Source organism: Novosphingobium profundi (assembly GCF_018491765.1).
GTDB classification, from domain to species: Bacteria; Pseudomonadota; Alphaproteobacteria; order Sphingomonadales; family Sphingomonadaceae; genus Novosphingobium; species Novosphingobium profundi.
Genome location: NZ_JABWCU010000022.1, coordinates 83,298 through 100,735, shown reverse-complemented (window position 1 = coordinate 100,735; position 17,438 = coordinate 83,298). Strand labels below are relative to the sequence as shown.

Genomic DNA, 17,438 nt, shown 5'->3' with positions numbered 1-17,438 from the left:
GGACCGAGAGGTGGCCGACTTCGGTGGTGCGCACGCGGCGCGCCTCGAGGTTCTCGATGAGCGCGACGTCGGTCGAAGTGCCGCCCACGTCCAGCGTCAGGATGTTCTTGATGCCGGCGTTCTTGCCGACCCACAGCGCGCCGGTGACACCGCCCGCCGGGCCCGACATGAGCAGCGAGACGGGATGCTCCTCGGACTTCTCCGAGGACATGAGGCCGCCGTCCGAACGCAGCAGCGAGAGCGAACCGGCCATGCCGCCCTTGCGCAGGTTGTCGCGCAAGTTGCGCACGTAGTTGCCCACGACCGGGCGCACCGCAGCGTTGGCGACGGTGGTGAGGGTACGCTCGTATTCCTGCATCTCGGGCAGGACCTCGTGGGAGAGCGAGACGGGCAGCTCGGGGCAGATCTCGGCGGCCAGCTCGCCGATACGCGTCTCGTGCGCGCCGTTGAGGTAGCCGTTCATCAGCGAAACGGTGAGCGCCTGGACGCCCGAGGCCTTGAGCGCCGCGAGCACCTTACGGACTTCGGCCTCGTCGAGTTCGCGGATCTCTTCGCCTTGCGCGTTCATGCGCCCGGCGACCTCGAAGGTATCCTCAAGCGCGGCGAGCGGCACCGGCTTGGGCCACACGATCCAGCCCGCAAGGCCGCCCGGCACGAACGAACGCGCGATCTGCATGACCTGGCGGTAGCCCTGCGAGGTAATCAGGCCAACGCGCGCACCCTTGCCCTCGAGCACCGCGTTGGTCGCCACGGTCGTGCCGTGCAGGAAGAACTCGATGTCCGCCGGCGTGATCTGTGCCTTCTCGCAGATCGCACCCAACCCGTTCAGAATGCCTTCCGACGAATCGTGCGGCGTCGACGGCGTCTTGTGCCGGAAGAACGAGCCGTCCTCCTGATTGAACAAAAGCAGGTCGGTGAAGGTGCCGCCAACGTCGACACCCAAGCGGTAGGTCATGAGTTTCACCTTGTTCGAGGACAATACCGCCCGCTTAGGCCGCAAGTCCGGGGATTGTGGAAAGGATTGGCGCATAAACATCCGTCAGGCGGAACCGAATTCCGACAGGTGGATATTGATGCGCAGCGAACATGATCAGGCCGGCATGGTTTCGGCGGGCTTGGGGAAGGCAGGGGCTCGCGCCACCATCGAGGGGAGCGTGCGGTCCATCACGCCCGAAAGCCAGGCATTCGCATCGATCAGCTTGGCAAGGTCCATGCCCGTCCCGACGCCCGCGCGGTGCAGCATGTAGACGACATCCTCGCTCGACACGTTGCCCGCCGCGCCGGGCGCGAAGGGGCATCCGCCGAGACCACCGAGGGCTGCATCGACGATCGTCGCGCCTGCCTGAACCGCGGCCCAGACATTGGCGATGCCGGTGCCGCGGGTGTTGTGGAAATGGACGCGCACCGGGATCGGGGCGATTACCTCGACCACGCTCGAGACGAGCCGTCCGACATGGGCCGGGTCGGCCACGCCGATCGTGTCGGCGAGCGCGATCTCGACGGGATCAGCTTCGGCGAGGGCTTGCGCCATCGCGATCACGTGATCCTCGGCGATCTCACCCTCGAAAGGACAGCCGAAGCTGGCGCCAATCGTGGCTTGTCCGCGCAGCCCCGCATCCTTGGCCATGGCGATCAGCGTCTTGGCGGCCTCGACCGATTCCAGGCTGGTCTGTCCCTGGTTGGCGATGGCGAAGCGATCGGAGGCAACGCAAACGGCGCCCAGTTCGTGGATCCGTCCGGTCTCGATCGCACGCTCACCACCCTTCGCATTGAGCACGAGGCCGGTGTAGAGGACGCCTTGGGCATCGGGCAGGCCCGCGCAGACTTCGGCGGCATCGGCCATCTGGGGGACGCGACGCGGATTGACGAAGCTGGTGACTTCGATGCGCCGCGCTCCGGCCTCGATGGCGCGCCCGATCAATTCGAGCTTGTCCTGCGTCGAGATGATGGTCTTTTCGTTCTGGAGGCCATCGCGCGGCCCCACTTCCATGAATTCGATCGACTTTGCCGTCACGAGAGACTGGCCTTTCCTTGAAACGTGCGTGAGTGCGGGATCATCACGGGATCGAAGGGGTGGTCAGCGATGCTCGGATCGCGCGCCGTCTTGACGATTCCCGTGCGGGCATGTGCATCTCCACTCGTGCAGTTGCGGCGCCGCTGACTTCGTTGGCGCGAAGCTCCTTCTCGGCCCTTACGTCAAAACTGTACACGAAATTTAACATCCGTCCAGACACCCCGCCAAAATTACCCCCATTTCGGGCATCGATGGTGCCCGTTGAAGCAAAATTACCAACCAGCTTCAGAGGCGATGAAATTTTTCGTGTACAAACATGAAATCATAGGTCACGATTGTCTAATGATGTCCGGGAACAGGGACTGGGCATCGTGGCAATTGCTGCATGGCACAATGCACATGCGCTCAAGGGGGGAAACGAAATGTCTGGATCAAAAGCATTTCTTATGGTCGGCGCGGCAATTGGCGCATTGGTTGCCGTTCCGTCGCAAGCGCAAGTTTCGTCATCCGAACCACTTGTGTCGAATAACGAGATAACAGTTACGGCGCGTCGCCAGAACGAAAGCCTGAGCGAAGTTCCCGCTTCGGTTGCGGTACTCACCAGTCAGGATCTTCAGCTCAAGGGCATCGTTACAACCGAACAGGCAATCGCCGCCATCCCGGGTGTGACGATCGTTTCGAATTCGGCACAAGTGGGTGATGCCCAGATCAATATTCGCGGCGTCAACGGGGCCCGCGATGCCGAGAACAACGTCGCTCTCGTCGTCGACGGCATCCTGAAGACCAACACCGCAGCGGTGAACCAATACCAGGGCGCCTTGCAGCAATTCGAGGTCCTCAAGGGCCCGCAGGGCGCCTATTACGGGCGTGGCGCTACGGCGGGCGTGATCGTGATGACGACGAAGAAGCCTTCAGACCAGCTCGAGGTGGAAGGGCGGACGTCCTATGCGACGCAGGACAGTCAGCTGTTCGAGGGTTCGGTGTCCGGCCCGATCACCGCGAATACCGGAGCCGTGCTGTTCGGCCAGTATCGCCATACCGACGGTTTCTATCGCAATACCGGAACCGATCCGCGCACGCAGGGCAAGACGATCGACCAGTATGAAGGCTGGGGCGTGGGTGGGCGTCTCTATTCGGAGCCAACCGATCGTCTCACGCTCGACGCCAAGTTCCGCTACGGCAAGATCAAGGCGGCCGCGCTCAACTATAACGCGGCATTCGAATTGCCCGATTTCGCCAGTCTTCTGGGCATCCCGGAATACCACGAGAACGTGAACGACCACACCAACTTCGTCTACAAGCGCAACGTGCCCTCGATCGACAACCAGCGCACGATCGAAGCCTCGTTCAAGGCCGACTATGATCTGGGCGGTGCGAAGCTGAGTGGATGGGTCTCGTTCTCGGACATCGACGAGACGTTCTACGCCGACACCACGGCGGCCTCGCTCGGGCGCTTCAACAACCAGCAGGCCTGCATCGATTCGGTCGCCGCGCTTTATGCCGCAGGCGTCACGCTGCCGGCGCCGCTCTACCTCGGGGCGACACCGGGCGCCTCGACGCTCGGCGCCTATAGCCCGACGGCCTGCGACGGCATCCAGGTGACCTTGCGCGACCAGCGCGACGTCAGCGCCGAATTGCGCCTGGTGTCCGACAACGACAGCCCCTTGCAGTGGTCACTCGGGACCTACTACCTGCACATCAACCGGCACTATGCGACCGCGCTCAACGAGGATGATGGCGGAGCGGTGAATTCCAACCTCTACAACGCCCCGGGAACGCAGAACCAGACCTCCCAGCTCTTCGACGACCGGCTCAAGACCAATGTCTACGCCGCCTTCGCATCGTTGCAGTACGAGGCCGGCGATCATCTGACGCTCTCGGGCGCGCTGCGCTTCGACCGCGAGGAGCGTTCGGTGACACCACTGGTGCCCGATGTGATCGATCCGATCACGGGTGGCTCGATCAACCCGGGCTTCGACTATGGCACGCTCGAGTACAAGAAGAAGTCCTACCAGCAGGCCCAGCCCAAGCTGACCGCGCGCTACGAATTCACGCCCGATTTCAACGTCTATCTGGACTATGGCGTGGGCTTCAAGGCGGGCGGCTTCAACAGCCAGGGCTCGAAGGCGCTGATCGATACCTATTACAACGAACTTCTGGATTCGAACATCGGGGTGGAGGACGACTACAAGAAGGAAGTCAGCTACGCGCTCGAGGCGGGCTTCAAGGCTGAGCTGTTCGGTGGCGCGGTGCAGCTGAGCGGTGCGGCTTATCGCAACATCGTCAAGAACATGCAGTTCTTCGAGTTCTATACCGGCACCTTCGGCATCCTGCGCGTCGTCTCGAACATCGACAAGGTGCGCCTGATGGGGGCGGAACTGGGTGCGGTGTGGAAGGTTGCGCCGGGCTTCACGCTCGATGCGGGCGGGAACGTGCTCGACAGCAAGATCATCCGCAATTCGGTCCGCCCCGATACGGTGGGCAACAAGTCGCCCTATTCGGCCGAGTACACCCTCAATCTCGGCGCGACGCTTGTGCAGCCGATTAGCGATCGTGTCGATTTTACCTTCCGCGCCGACTACCGGCTGACCGGGCCGACCTGGTTCCACGTCGTGCAGGATCAGGAACGCCGGACGATCTTCGACCTGTTCTATCCGGGTCTGGGAACGGCCGACTATGCTGGTACCCGGCGTGACGCCTATGGCCTGCTCAATTTGCGGGCAGGGCTGAAGGGTGAGGGCTGGCGCCTGACCGGGTTCGTGAACAATTTCTTCAAGAAGCACTATCTGGAGGAAGTCATTCCGGCACCCGAATTCGGGGGGGCCTTCATTTCGCCCGGAGGCCTTCGCCAGATCGGCCTCGAGGCGGGTTTCGACTTCTGAGCAGCGCAGTGTCCCGGAGCGGAGCGGGTCCTTGCCGCTCCGCTCCGGGTCCATTTCGCTCGGCCGCGTTGCGTCTCGGGCCATATTGCGGCTAGGCAGAACCGGGCGTTTCATTCCTTGCCGGTCACGAGACCGAGAGAGCACATGGTCAAGACTTCAGAGCAGGTTTACCGGCAGATCCGCGCCGGAATTCTATCCGGTGATTTCGAACCCGGCATGTTCGTGCCCGAAGACGAGTTTGCTCACTATTGTGGCACTTCGCGGACCCCGGTGCGCGAGGCGATCGCGCGCCTGGTCTCGGAGACCCTGCTGCAACGCTCGGGGACGCGGCGCGTCTTCGTGCCGCTCTGGTCCGATGCCGACGTCGAGGAACTCTTCACCTTGCGCGCCCAGCTCGAGAGCCATTGCGCCGAACGTGCCGCGCGCTTCATCGAGCCCGAGCAGATCGCCCAGTTGCGCGCGCACGCGGACTTCATCGACCAGGCGCTGGCCTCGCGGCCCGAGGCCGACGTGCCCGGCTTCGTCGAGGGCAATCGGCGCTTCCACGCAACCTTGCTGGCGGCCGCGCGCTCCGAACCGCTCAACCAGATGATGCGCATCATCGTCAGCCAGGTCATCATCCACCGCACGGCGGAGCGCTACACGCTCTCGGACATGGAGCAGAGCCAGCGCGACCACCGCGACCTGATCGAGGCCTTCGCGGCCCATGACAGCGCCTGGGCAGGGGCGATCGCGCGCAACCATATCCGCCGGGCCGCCTATGCCTATCGCCTGCGCGCCAACGAGGCCGCTTCGCGCACGAGCGAGCAGGCCGACTAGGCCGGGCCGTGCTCGTCCGCCGCTAGGCGCAGCGCGGCGAGGGCCGCGACGAGCAGGGTCACCGCCGCGAAGGCCATCGTCCAGATCGGCTCGCCGGGGAAGAAGGCCTTCATGATCGAGCCCATCACCGTTGCCACCAGCAACTGCGGCAGGACCACGAAGACGTTGAACAGCCCCATGTACACCCCGAGCTTGTGCTGGGGCAGGTTGCTGGCGAGGATCGCGTAGGGCATAGCCAGGATCGAGGCCCAGGCGATCCCGATGCCGACCTCGCTGGCGATGAGCAGAACCGGATCGCGGATGACCAGAAATCCGCCGAAACCGGCCGCCCCAAGCGTGAGGCACAGGGCGTGCGTTCGCACTTTGCCGAGGCGTTTCGACAAGACTGGCAGCAGGACAAGTGCAGCCAGGGCGGCGACGCCGTTGTAGACCGAGAACAGGACCCCCACCCAGTTGCCCGCTTGCTGGTAGGCGGGGGAGGTGGGCGAACTCGCGCCGAACTGGTAAAGCGCCACGACCGGCGTCGTGTGGATCCACATGATGAAGAGCGCCGACCAGCTGAAGAACTGGACGAGGGCAAGCCGCTTCATGAGCGGGGGCATTCCCGCGAAGTCGCCGACGATCCCGGCCAGCAACGATGCCGAGCGCCCCTTGCGGGCGAGCGCGATCGCCCCGATCACGGCAAGACCATAGGCGGCCTTGAGCGCGGCCAACAGGTACAGCTCCTTTTCAAGCTGCCAATGGTGTACGCCCAGCGCGATAACCGCCCCCGCAGCGATCCACAGCAACCCCGTGAGGGGGCTGCGATCCGCTAGCCGGGTGGCGGGTGGGAAGGGCGGAGGGGCGTCGTCCGGATCCTCCAGCGCGAATCGGCGCTGCTCCTCGGGAGAGTATTCGCGTGTCGAGACGACCGTCCAGAGCACCGCTCCCAGCAGCAGCGCTGCTCCCACCTGGAAGCTGATACGCACAGTATCGGGTAGCGCGCCGGGCGGAGCCACGTTGGATACGCCCAGATGATCGAGCAGATAGGGAAAGAGCGAGCCGATCACTGCGCCCGCGCCGATGAAGGCGGTCTGCACGCCATAGCCGATCGTGTGCTGGTCACGGCGCAGCATGTCGCCGACGAAGGCACGAAACGGCTCCATCGCCACGTTGAGGCTGGCATCGAGCGTCCAGAGCAGGAGGGCAGCCATGAGAAGGCCGGTGCTCGTCGGCATGGCCACGAGCGAGGCGGCGGCAAGCAACGCTCCGGCGAGGAAATAGGGCCGTCGTCGTCCGAGGCGTCCCAGCCAGGTTCGATCGGAAATATGGCCGATGATCGGCTGCACAAGAAGGCCGGTGAGGGGCGCTGCGATCCACAGCGCGGCGAGGTCGTCGATCGAGGAGCCGAGCGACTGGAAGACGCGGCTCATGTTGGCGTTCTGCAGAGCGAAGCCGATCTGGATGCCGAAGAAGCCGAAGCTCACATTGCACAGGCCGGCCCACCCCTGGCGGGGTTTTCCGTTCACGCTGACCACGCCGTTTGCCAGGACCTCATCCTTTCCCGATCATGCGGGGTGGCTCGTGTAGGCCCGCCCTCGCTTCCGGCCCTGCCGTTGCACGCCGCAGGGTCAGGGGCAATCATGCATACGAATACCTTCGGCTATCTTTCACGAACCTGCGCAGATTTCGCCGGGTTCGGATTGGCGCCGTCCGGGCCCCGTGCTTTCGCGCAGGATCAGGCGCGTGGCGATCAGCGGCGAGGGCGGTTCGCGCTCCTCGATCCGCGCGAGCAGCGCGTCGACGAGTCGCTCGCCCGCGCTCGTGATGTCCTGCGCGATCGTCGTCAGCGGGGGGGAAGTCATGGCGGCGGCGGGCAGGTCGTCGAAACCGATCACCGAAACGTCTTCGGGCACGCGCCGGCCTGCGGCGCGCAAGGCGCTCATTGCCCCCAGCGCGATGAGGTCGCTGGCCGCGAAGACGGCGTCGAAGGCCGTTTCACTCGAGAGAATGCTCTCCATGGCCGCGCGCCCCAGGTCTTCGTGGCTGATGGTATTGCGGCGCAGTGCGGGGTCCGGTGTGATCCCGGCCGCGTCGAGCGCTTCGCACAGGCCCCCGTAGCGATCCGCGAATTCGGGGTAGTGCTCGTCGGCCTGGCCCAGAAACGCGATCTGGCGTCGCCCCAGCGACAAGAGGTGTTCGCCGGCAAGTCGTCCGGCGCTGACATTGTCCGAACCGATCGCTTCTCCGAATGCCGGATCGTCCACAGCGCCCCAGCGCACGAAATGGGTGCCGTGCTCGACCAGTTGACGCAGTCGACTGCGGTAGAGGGCATAGTCGCCGTAGCCGAGCAGGATCAGGCCGTCGGCGCGATGGCTTTCGAGATAGCGCACGTGCCAGTCGTCCTCCATGCGCTGGAATGAGATCAGCAGGTCGAGCCCGCGATTGGCGCAGTGGCGCGTGATCGAGCTGAGCATGGCAAGGAAGAACGGGTTGATCTTCGAATCATCGGGCGTGTCTTCCTCGAAGAACAGCAGCGCGATGGTGTTCGATCGCTTGGAGCGCAGCGAGGAAGCGTTCTTGTCGACCGAATAGTTCAGTTCGCGTGCGATTTCCTCGATGCGCTTGCGGGTCGCCTCGCTGATCGATTTGCTGCCGCGCAGCGCCCGGCTGACGGTGGGCTGCGAGACGCCCGCCCGATAGGCGATGTCGAAGCTCGTCGGCCGGTCCGAGGGCTTTCTGCCCATGGGTATCCTCTCCTCCATTTTGCACGCCATGCTGCAGCCTTGCGCGCAGCATGCGCCTGACGATCCGCGCCTTGGGTCGTCGGATTTCGCGCAAATTGCGCAGAATTCCTGATGTTACCAAAGAAGCACGAACACCCGCCAAGTTCGGTTACGTATACGTATGCCATATTATGCGTAACCAAATCTGCGTCTAGTGGGAATGCAAGACACGAGTCGCGACGGAAACGTACGGGCTCGCTTTGCAAGGAGGACACCGTGGCGGCACGCAAGAGCGTCGCACGGTTCAAAGGGGAGGTTTGGATGTCGCTTCGTAGGGATATTTCGAAGGCTCGTACGATTTCGTTCGGTGCGTTGGTGGTGGGTCTTGCCATGGGTATGCCGGGCACGGCCCTGGCGCAGGACACGGCGGACGAACCGCTGGGCGAGCAGGGTGCGATCATCGTTACCGGCTACCGGGCGAGCCTGGAAAGCGCGGTCAACGAGAAGCGCGAGGCGCAGCAGATCGTCGAGTCGATCTCGGCCGAGGACATCGGCAAGCTGCCCGACGCCTCGATCGCGGAATCGATCGCGCGCCTGCCGGGCCTCACCTCGCAGCGCGTCAACGGCCGCTCGAACGCGATCTCGATCCGCGGCTTCGCGCCCGACTTCTCGACAACTCTGCTCAACGGCCGCGAACAGACCTCGACCGGGGACAACCGGGCCGTGGAGTACGACCAGTACCCCTCGGAAATCGTCAACGCGGTCAATGTCTACAAGACGCCGATGGCCAGCCTCGTCGGCCAGGGGCTTTCGGGCACGGTCGACATGCGCACGATCCGTCCGCTCGACACCGGAAAGCGCGTTGTCAGCGTGGGCGCTCGCGGCACTTATACCGACCAGGGCAAGTTGAACGCGGGATCGAACGACAAGGGCTACCGGGTCAACGCACTCTATGTCGACCAGTTTGCGAACGACACCCTGGGCGTGGCGCTTGGCGCAAGCTATCTCGACGAGCCCTACCAGGTCGAGGAATTCAACGCCTGGGGCTATGCCGACGGTCCCGATGGCAACAAGGTGATCGGCGGTTCGAAGTCCTACGTGACCTCGACCAATCTCAAGCGCCTGGGTCTCAACGGCACCGTGCAATGGCGCCCTTCCTCCAATTTCACCTCGACGCTCGACGCTTTCTATTCGAATTTCAAGGACGACCAGTTCAAGCGCGGCATCGAGCTGCCGCTCTACTGGTCGGGCGCCTCGCTCGACGATGGTTACACGGCAAGCGACGGGCTGATCACGCAAGGCTCGTTCAGCGACGTCAAGGGTGTGCTGCGCAACGACGCCTTCCAGCGCCATGCCAAGCTCTATTCCTTCGGATGGAACAATCAGTGGCAGACCGACAATGGCTGGAAGGCCATGGCCGACATCAGCTACTCGCGCACCGACCGTAACGAACTGGTCGTGGAGACGTATTCGGGCACCGGCCGTGCCGACGAAGGAGCCACTGACACGATCGGCTTCGTCTCGGGTTCGGGGGGCTCCACTTTCACCCACCAGCTCGACTACAGCGACTACGATCTCATCATGCTGACGAGCCCGCAAGGCTGGGGCGGCACGCAGATTGGCACCGACGGCACGACGATCACCGGCGGCCAGGATGGCTATTACAACAACCGCAAGATCAAGGACGAACTCTGGCAGTTCCGCGTCGAGGTTGCCAAGGAAATTTCCGGCGGTCCGGTGAGCTCGGTGCAGATGGGCTGGAACTACACCACCCGCTCCAAGTCGCTGGTACCCGAGGAATATTTCCTGGGCCTTGTCGCCAACACTGACGGCACGGTCTCGGTGCCGATTCCCGAGGACGCGCGTATGGGGTCGACGGACCTCAGCTATCTGGGGCTTGGCTCGATGGTCAGCTACGATCCGATCCAGCTGGTCAACGACGGGCTCTACAACCTGGTCACCAACCCCTACGGCGACGTCGTGGTCAAATCCTATGCGATCCGCGAGAAGATCATGACCGCCTACGCCCAGGCGAACATCGATGCGGACATCGGCTCGGCCGTTCTGACCGGCAATTTCGGTCTCCAGGCCAACTGGACCGACCAGAACTCGCGTGGCGCGACGGCGGTGTACCTTGGAACGAACGCCAACGGATCGCCCAATATCGGCGCGTCGCAGCGCAACGAGAGCACCGACTATCTCGACGTGCTGCCCAGCCTCAACCTTTCGCTCCGCTTCCCGAGCGAATTCGTGATCCGCTTTGCCGCGGCCCGCGAGATTATCCGGCCGCGCCTCGACGACATGCGCGCTTCGCTCAGCTGGGGCTATACGATCACCGGCGATGTGGCGCAGGTGACCGGCTCCTCGGGCAACCCGGACCTGCGTCCCTGGCGCGCGAACGCGCTCGACCTGACCTTCGAGAAGTACTTCAGCACCAAGGGCTACATCGCCGCGCAGTTCTACTGGAAGGACTTGAAGAGCTATATCTACAATCTCGACGTGACGTTGCCGACGGACTCGCTGGCCTTGCCGAGCCCGGGGGACGACATCACGATCGCGCCGACCGCGCAGCTCAACGTTCCGATCAATGGCACGGGTGGCAAGCTCTACGGCGTCGAACTGGCGACCACGCTGCCCTTCGAGACCTTCACTTCCGCGCTCGAGGGCTTCGGCGTCACCGGATCGGTGGCCTATACGAAGACGAAGATCTCGCCGGTTCCGGGCGGCGCTTCGGAGGATCTGCCGGGCTATTCGAAGTGGGTCGCCAACGGTACGGCCTATTTCGAAAAGGCAGGCTTCAGCGTGCGCGGTTCGGTCCGCTACCGTTCGACGTTCGTGGGCGAGGTCTCGGGCTTCGGTGCCAGCCGCGTGCGGCGCCGGGCGGCGGAGGAAATGATCGTCGATGGCCAGATCGGTTACGAGTTCCAGCCTGGCAGCGCGCTGGAAGGGCTGACCCTCACTGTCCAGGGCCAGAACCTCACCGACGAACCGTTCATCACGGCCAATCCCGGCGATGCCCGTCAGGTCATCGACTACCAGAGCTATGGCCGTCGTTTCCTGGCCGGGTTCACCTACAAGTTCTGACCGGGAGAACAATCGAAGTTGCAGGCCTGGCAATTTGTGGCCTGATACTCTCTCCCGGGCGGTTGGTGCGGCTCCTCCCCCACCAGCCGTTCGGGCCACGCCAGCAGCGGGGCGAGGGTCCTTGCGGAGTTCCGCCGGTACCTTCCCCCGCTGCTGCATCGCAGAAATTTCCCGCAAACCGGCGCCGAGGAGTAGAAGATGAAACGGGCACCGATCGCACTGCTGGCTGGCGCAGCGCTGGCGCTGTTGTCCAGCGCTGGTCAAACGGCGGATGCACCGCTGGCAAGGAGCGAGGCTCTGGCCGACCTTCGTGCTCGTGGTCCCGAGCGCGAGGTCATCTACTTCGTCTTGCCGGACCGGTTCGCGAATGGCGACCCCTCGAATGATCGCGGCGGCTATGGCGGCGATCGTCTGTCGAGCGGTTTTGATCCCGCCGACAAGGGCTTCTATCATGGTGGAGACCTCAAGGGCCTGACGCAGAAGCTCGACTACATCCAGGGTCTCGGCGTCACGGCGATCTGGGTCGGACCAATTTTCCGCAATAAGCCGGTACAGGGACCGACCGGGCAGGAATCGGCGGGATACCACGGCTACTGGATTACCGATTTCACCCATGTCGACCCGCATTTCGGGTCCGATGTGGACTTTGGCCGCTTCGTGGCCGCCGCGCATGCCCGCGGGATGAAGGTCTACATGGACATCATCGTCAACCACACCGCCGACGTGATCCATTACGCCGACGCAGCGGGCAAGGCGCCCGCCTATCGTTCACTGGCCGACTATCCCTATTCGACGCGGGGCGACGTTGGCGGATCGGCCATCAACGCAGGCTTCGCCGGAGATCGCGACCAAACACTTGCGAACTGGAGCAAGCTAACAGATCCCGCGTTCGCCTACCGTCCCGTCGTGCCCGAGGGCGAGGCGCATGAGAAAGTGCCCGCCTGGCTCAACGATCCGATCTACTACCACAATCGGGGCGACACCGATTGGCTGGGCGAAAGCGCGCAATACGGGGATTTCGTCGGCCTCGACGACCTGGCCACCGAGCACCCGCGCGTGGTGGAGGGCATGATCGACATCTACGGCGCCTGGATCGATCGCTTCGCCATCGACGGGTTTCGCATTGATACCGCACGGCACGTCAATCCGGCGTTCTGGCGCCAGTTCATCCCCGCCATGCAGGCGCGCGCTCACGCCAGGGGTATCCCGAATTTCCACATTTTCGGCGAAGTGGCGACGGGCGCATACGATCCTGCCTTGTTGGCCTCATGGACGCGCGATGCGGGCTTTCCCGCCGTGCTCGATTTCGGTCTGATGTACGCGGTGGTGAACGCTCTGTCGGCCGGGCACGGCGAGGCGGAGCTCGCCCGCATGCCGCTCGACGACACGCTCTACGCGGGAGGCGCCCAGGCCGCCAACCAGTTGCCGACGTTCCTGGGCAATCATGATGCGGGCCGTATTGGGATGCTGCTGGAAAAGGCCAATCCCGGAATTTCGCGCGAGGAACTGCTGCTCCGTGTGCGCCTTGCGCACGCCATGTTGTTGACGCTGCGCGGAGTTCCCACGATCTATTCGGGCGACGAGCAGGGCTTCGTCGGAACCGGCGGCGACAAGGATTCGCGCCAGGACATGTTCCCGTCGCGCGTCGCCGAGTTCAACGCGCAAGCATCGCTGGGCACCGACCGCACCACTGCGGATGCCAATTTCGACACGGCGCATCCGCTCTATCGTCTGATCGGCGAGCTTGCGCGGATACGTCGTGGCACGCCGGCGCTGCAATCGGGACCGACGCTGGTCCGCGGCGCGGAGCAGGAGCATCCCGGTCTCCTTGCGCTTTCGCGTTTCGATCCCGGCGATGGCCACGAGGTCGTCCTTGCCTTCAATACGTCGACGAAACCGATCGAGGGCCGGATAGCGGTGGAGCCGAAATCAATGCAGTTCCGGCAGCTTGCCGGGCAGGGCTGTGCTACCCGATCGATTGCAGCAGGGTCGCTGGACGTGCGTCTTGCGGGCCTCGGCTTCGCGATCTGCGAGGCGACACCGTGAGGCCTGTGTTGGACAATTTCGGGAAATGACGATGAACGTGGACACGACCAACGCCGGCGCGAGCCGCGAAGCGGGTACGGCATGGTGGCGCGGCGCGACGATCTACCAGATCTATCCGCGCAGCTTCATGGACAGCAACGGCGATGGCATCGGCGATCTCAAGGGCATCGCCCAGCGGCTCGATCATATCGCTGCATTGGGTGTGGATGCGATCTGGATTTCGCCCTTCTACACTTCGCCGATGGCCGATTTCGGCTATGACATCGCCGATTATTGCGACGTTGACCCGATCTTCGGCAACTTGCACGATTTCGACGAACTCGTCGCCCGGGCACGCGAACTTGGCCTGCGGGTCATCGTCGACCAGGTCTATGCGCATACCTCCGAGCTCCACCCCTGGTTTGTGGACAGCCGGAGCGCGCGCGACAGTGCCTATTCCGACTGGTATGTCTGGGCCGACCCCAAGCCTGATGGCTCGCCGCCTACCAACTGGCAGTCGGTCTTTGGTGGCCCGGCCTGGTGCTGGGATGCGCGCCGTGGCCAGTACTATCTCCATAACTTCCTCAAGCAGCAGCCGCAGCTCAACGTCCACAACCCGCACGTGCAGGACGCGCTTCTGGCAGTCGCCCGATTCTGGCTCGAGCGCGGGGTGTCGGGCTTTCGCATCGATGCCCTGAACTTCACGATGCACGACCCGCTTTTGCGCGATAACCCGCCCGCGCCGGACATGGGAGAGGTTCGAACGCGTCCGTTCGATTTCCAGCTCCAGAGCTACAACCAGTCGCACCCCGACATTCCCCGTTTCATCGAGCGCTTGCAGGCGCTGATCGCCAGCTATCCCGATACGTTTTCGCTGGCCGAAGTCGGCGGGCGAAACGCGCTCGCCGAAATGCAGGCTTTCACCGATGGGCCCGCCCGGCTCGATAGCGCTTACGGGTTCGATTTTCTCTATGCGCCCCGGCTCACGCCGGCCCTCGTCGCTCGCGCCTTGGCCGCCTGGAATGGCCCTGAGGTTTCTGGCTGGCCGAGTTGGGCCTTCGAGAACCACGATGCCCCACGCGCACTCTCGCGCTGGTGCGCGCAAGAGGGCGATCGTGACGCCTTTGCGCGGTTGAAGGCAATGCTGTTCTTCGCGCTGCGTGGTAATCTCATCCTCTTCCAGGGCGAGGAACTGGGGTTGCTTCAGGACGAGGTTCCCTTCGAGCTCCTGCAGGACCCCGAGGCCATCGCCAACTGGCCGCTCACCCTTTCGCGCGACGGGGTGCGCACGCCGCTGCCCTGGCGGGCCCAGGACGAGCACGGGGGCTTCACCAAGGGCGCGCCCTGGCTTCCGCTCGGTCCGCAGAACCTCGCGCGTTCGGTCGACCGGCAGGAAGCCGATCCGAATTCGCAACTGCGCTTTACCGCCGAACTGCTGACCATCCGCAAGCGTTCGCCGGCCCTGGTTCACGGCGCGTGCGAGGTGCTCCTCGCCGACGAGGCGCGCCTTGTCCTGCGCCGGACGTGGGGCGGTGAAGTGGTGACCGCCTTGTACAATTTCACTGGCGAGGTGCAGCCATGGCCCAAAGGCGTGAGCGCCGCGGGAATCTGGCTGGCCAGAGCAAACATCGCGCCGCGCGAGGGCACGCCTGAAGGCCTGCCCCCATATGCCGCAATCTGGATACAAACGGGAGAGACCTGATGAAACCGCTGAGCCTCCTGGCCGCAGCAAGCCTGATCGCATCCGCCTTCGGGGCCGTACCGCTTCACGCGCAAAGTCCTGCCGCCTTAACCGCTACCTCACCCGATGGCAGCCTGGTACTGAGCGTCACGACCGACAACGACAAGCGCCCGACCTGGTCGCTTTCACGCAAGGGTAAGCTCCTGATCGCGCCCAGTCGCCTGGGCTTCCTGCTCGCCGACGGTATCAACATGACCCGCGGCTTCGCCATCGCGGGCAGCGAGACGGCGAAGGGCGAGGAGACCTGGGAGCAGCCCTGGGGTGAGCGGCGCTTCGTGCATGACAAGCACAATGAGGTCCTGGTGCGTTTCGTCCAGGCCGAGGAAGATGGCGCGCGGCGTATGAACTTGCGCTTCCGCCTGTTCGACGATGGCATCGGCTTTCGCTACGAATTGCCCGAACAGCCTGCACTCAAGACCATGCGCATCACCGACGAAGTGACCGGTTTCACGATTGCGCCCAAGGGCGAGGCGTGGTGGATCCCCGGCGGCGAGTGGAACCGCTATGAGCAGGTCTATCAGCACACCGCGATCGACGCCGTCTCCACGGCGCACACGCCGATCACGATGAAGCTGGAGGACGGCACGCACCTCGCGTTCCACGAGGCGGCGCTGGTCGACTATGCCGGGTACTGGTTCAAGCGCGCCGATGGGCAGAGCTTCCGCACCACACTGGCGCCGTCCTCGCAGGGCCCGGCGGTCGTGCGCGATCTTCCATTTGCAACGCCTTGGCGCACCGTCCGCATCGCCGACGAGGCAGCCGGCCTTGTCGAGAACGACCTCGAACTCAATCTCAACGAGCCGAACAAGCTGGGCGATGTCAGCTGGTTCCAGCCCGGACGCTACATCGGCATCTGGTGGGGCATGATCCGGGGCGATTGGACCTGGGCCGAAGGCCCCCGGCACGGGGCGACCACGCAGCGCACCAGGCAGTACATCGACTATGCCGCGGCGCACGGCTTTCGCGGCGTGCTCGTCGAGGGTTGGGACAAGGGCTGGAACGGCAACTGGTTCGGCCACGGGCAGGACTTCAGTTATACCCAGGCGACGCCTGATTTCGATCTCGACGGGCTGGCCGACTATGCCCGTTCCAAGGGCGTCCACCTGATCGGTCACCACGAGACCGGCGGCAACATCGCCAATTACGAAAGCCAGCTCGACGATGCCATGGCGCTCTATGAGAAGCTCGGGGTCGACGTGGTCAAGACCGGCTACGTCACTGACGCGGGCGGCATCGTGGCCGACACCGACCGCTATGGCCTGAAGCCTGGGGCGACGCGCATGGCCTGGCACGATGGGCAGCGCACGGTGAACCATTATCTCGACGTCGTCGAAGTTGCGGCGAAGCATCATGTGGCGGTCAACACCCATGAGCCGGTGAAGGACACGGGCTTGCGGCGCACCTGGCCCAACTGGGTCTCGCGCGAGGGCGCGCGCGGCATGGAATACAACGCCTGGGGGGCCTACGCCAACGGCCCCGATCACGAGCCGACCCTCGTCTACACCCGCATGCTGTCGGGCCCGATGGATTTCACGCCCGGCATCCTCAGCCTTGAAGGCGCCGAAGGGGTGCCGCTGGCTTCCACGCTGGCCAAGCAGCTCGGGCTTTACGTCACGCTCTATTCGCCGATCCAGATGGCGGCCGACTTCGTCGAGGAACTCGACAAGCACCCGCGCGAGATGGACTTCATCACCAGTGTGCCGACTGATTGGGCCGAAAGCCACCTGATTGCGGGCGAAGTGGGTGACTATGCGGTGTTCGCGCGCAAGGATCGGGCGAGTGCGCGCTGGTTCGTGGGCGGTGTGAACGACGCGACGCCGCGCACGGTGAAGGTGGATTTCCGCTTCCTCGATCCCGGCAAGGCCTACGAAGTCAGGATCTGGAAGGACGGGGAAGGGGCCAGCTACCTGACCGAAAAGCGCCACGCGATCGCCTATGATACGCGCACGGTGCAAAAGGGCGATACGCTCGATGTCTGGCTTGCGCCCGGTGGCGGCATGGCGATGCGGATCGTGCCCAAGCCCTGAACGGAGCGGGAAGGGGCGCATTCGGCGCCTCTTCGACGCGTATCACCCTCCCGAAAGCCGGGATTTCCGGGAGAGAGGGCGGTGCAAAACGGTACACTGATCGAAAATTTCGTCGAAATGCAAAATTCGAACGCGCAATGT

10 protein-coding genes are annotated in these 17,438 nt (G+C 64.0%); 6 read left to right on the top strand and 4 right to left on the bottom strand.

Going from position 1 to position 17,438, the window contains the following annotated elements; translation table 11 throughout:
- Together HT136_RS22105 and HT136_RS22100 are read right to left on the bottom strand one after the other, a co-directional pair.
- The coding region (locus HT136_RS22105; RefSeq protein ID WP_214202028.1) for a hydantoinase/oxoprolinase N-terminal domain-containing protein at positions 1 to 955 on the bottom strand (955 nt) is incomplete at its 3' end.
- Positions 956 to 1,090: 135 nt separating this feature from the next.
- Positions 1,091 to 2,014 carry a hydroxymethylglutaryl-CoA lyase gene (locus HT136_RS22100; protein ID WP_214202027.1) on the bottom strand — a complete coding sequence of 308 codons (924 nt, stop codon included), beginning with the start codon at positions 2,012 to 2,014 and terminating at the stop codon, positions 1,091 to 1,093.
- Positions 2,015 to 2,532: 518 nt separating this feature from the next.
- Here HT136_RS22100 and HT136_RS22095 point away from each other — a divergent pair.
- On the top strand, positions 2,533 to 4,896 hold the full coding sequence (locus tag HT136_RS22095; RefSeq protein ID WP_343222284.1) for a TonB-dependent receptor: 2,364 nt from the start codon (positions 2,533 to 2,535) through the stop codon (positions 4,894 to 4,896).
- Positions 4,897 to 5,040: 144 nt separating this feature from the next.
- Complete coding sequence (locus HT136_RS22090; RefSeq protein ID WP_214202026.1) at positions 5,041 to 5,715, top strand: GntR family transcriptional regulator; 675 nt, start codon at positions 5,041 to 5,043, stop codon at positions 5,713 to 5,715.
- Here HT136_RS22090 and HT136_RS22085 read toward each other — a convergent pair.
- Together HT136_RS22085 and HT136_RS22080 are read right to left on the bottom strand one after the other, a co-directional pair.
- Positions 5,712 to 7,232, bottom strand: coding sequence for an MFS transporter (locus tag HT136_RS22085; RefSeq protein ID WP_214202025.1), 1,521 nt, complete (start codon positions 7,230 to 7,232; stop codon positions 5,712 to 5,714). The two genes, HT136_RS22090 and HT136_RS22085, sit on opposite strands and share 4 nt — an antisense overlap.
- A gap of 132 nt (positions 7,233 to 7,364) precedes the next feature.
- Positions 7,365 to 8,441 carry a LacI family DNA-binding transcriptional regulator gene (locus HT136_RS22080; protein ID WP_214202024.1) on the bottom strand — a complete coding sequence of 359 codons (1,077 nt, stop codon included), beginning with the start codon at positions 8,439 to 8,441 and terminating at the stop codon, positions 7,365 to 7,367.
- Between the two features lie 300 nt (positions 8,442 to 8,741).
- On the opposite strand from HT136_RS22080, the gene HT136_RS22075 reads away from it, so the two are divergent.
- The 4 genes from HT136_RS22075 to HT136_RS22060 all read left to right on the top strand — a co-directional run bounded on the left by HT136_RS22075 (position 8,742) and on the right by HT136_RS22060 (position 17,297).
- Positions 8,742 to 11,504 (top strand): TonB-dependent receptor, encoded by a 2,763-nt coding sequence (locus tag HT136_RS22075; protein WP_214202023.1) that lies wholly within the window; start codon positions 8,742 to 8,744, stop codon positions 11,502 to 11,504.
- A 198-nt stretch (positions 11,505 to 11,702) separates the two neighbouring features.
- A complete protein-coding gene (locus HT136_RS22070; RefSeq protein ID WP_214202022.1) occupies positions 11,703 to 13,550 on the top strand; it encodes an alpha-amylase family glycosyl hydrolase in 1,848 nt (615 codons plus the stop codon).
- A gap of 31 nt (positions 13,551 to 13,581) precedes the next feature.
- Positions 13,582 to 15,231 carry an alpha-amylase family glycosyl hydrolase gene (locus HT136_RS22065; protein ID WP_425516910.1) on the top strand — a complete coding sequence of 550 codons (1,650 nt, stop codon included), beginning with the start codon at positions 13,582 to 13,584 and terminating at the stop codon, positions 15,229 to 15,231.
- Positions 15,231 to 17,297: a glycoside hydrolase family 97 protein gene (locus HT136_RS22060; protein WP_214202020.1), complete on the top strand. Its 2,067-nt coding sequence runs from the start codon at positions 15,231 to 15,233 to the stop codon at positions 17,295 to 17,297. Before HT136_RS22065 ends, HT136_RS22060 begins: the two co-directional genes overlap by 1 nt.
- The last annotated feature ends 141 nt before the right edge of the window (positions 17,298 to 17,438 follow it).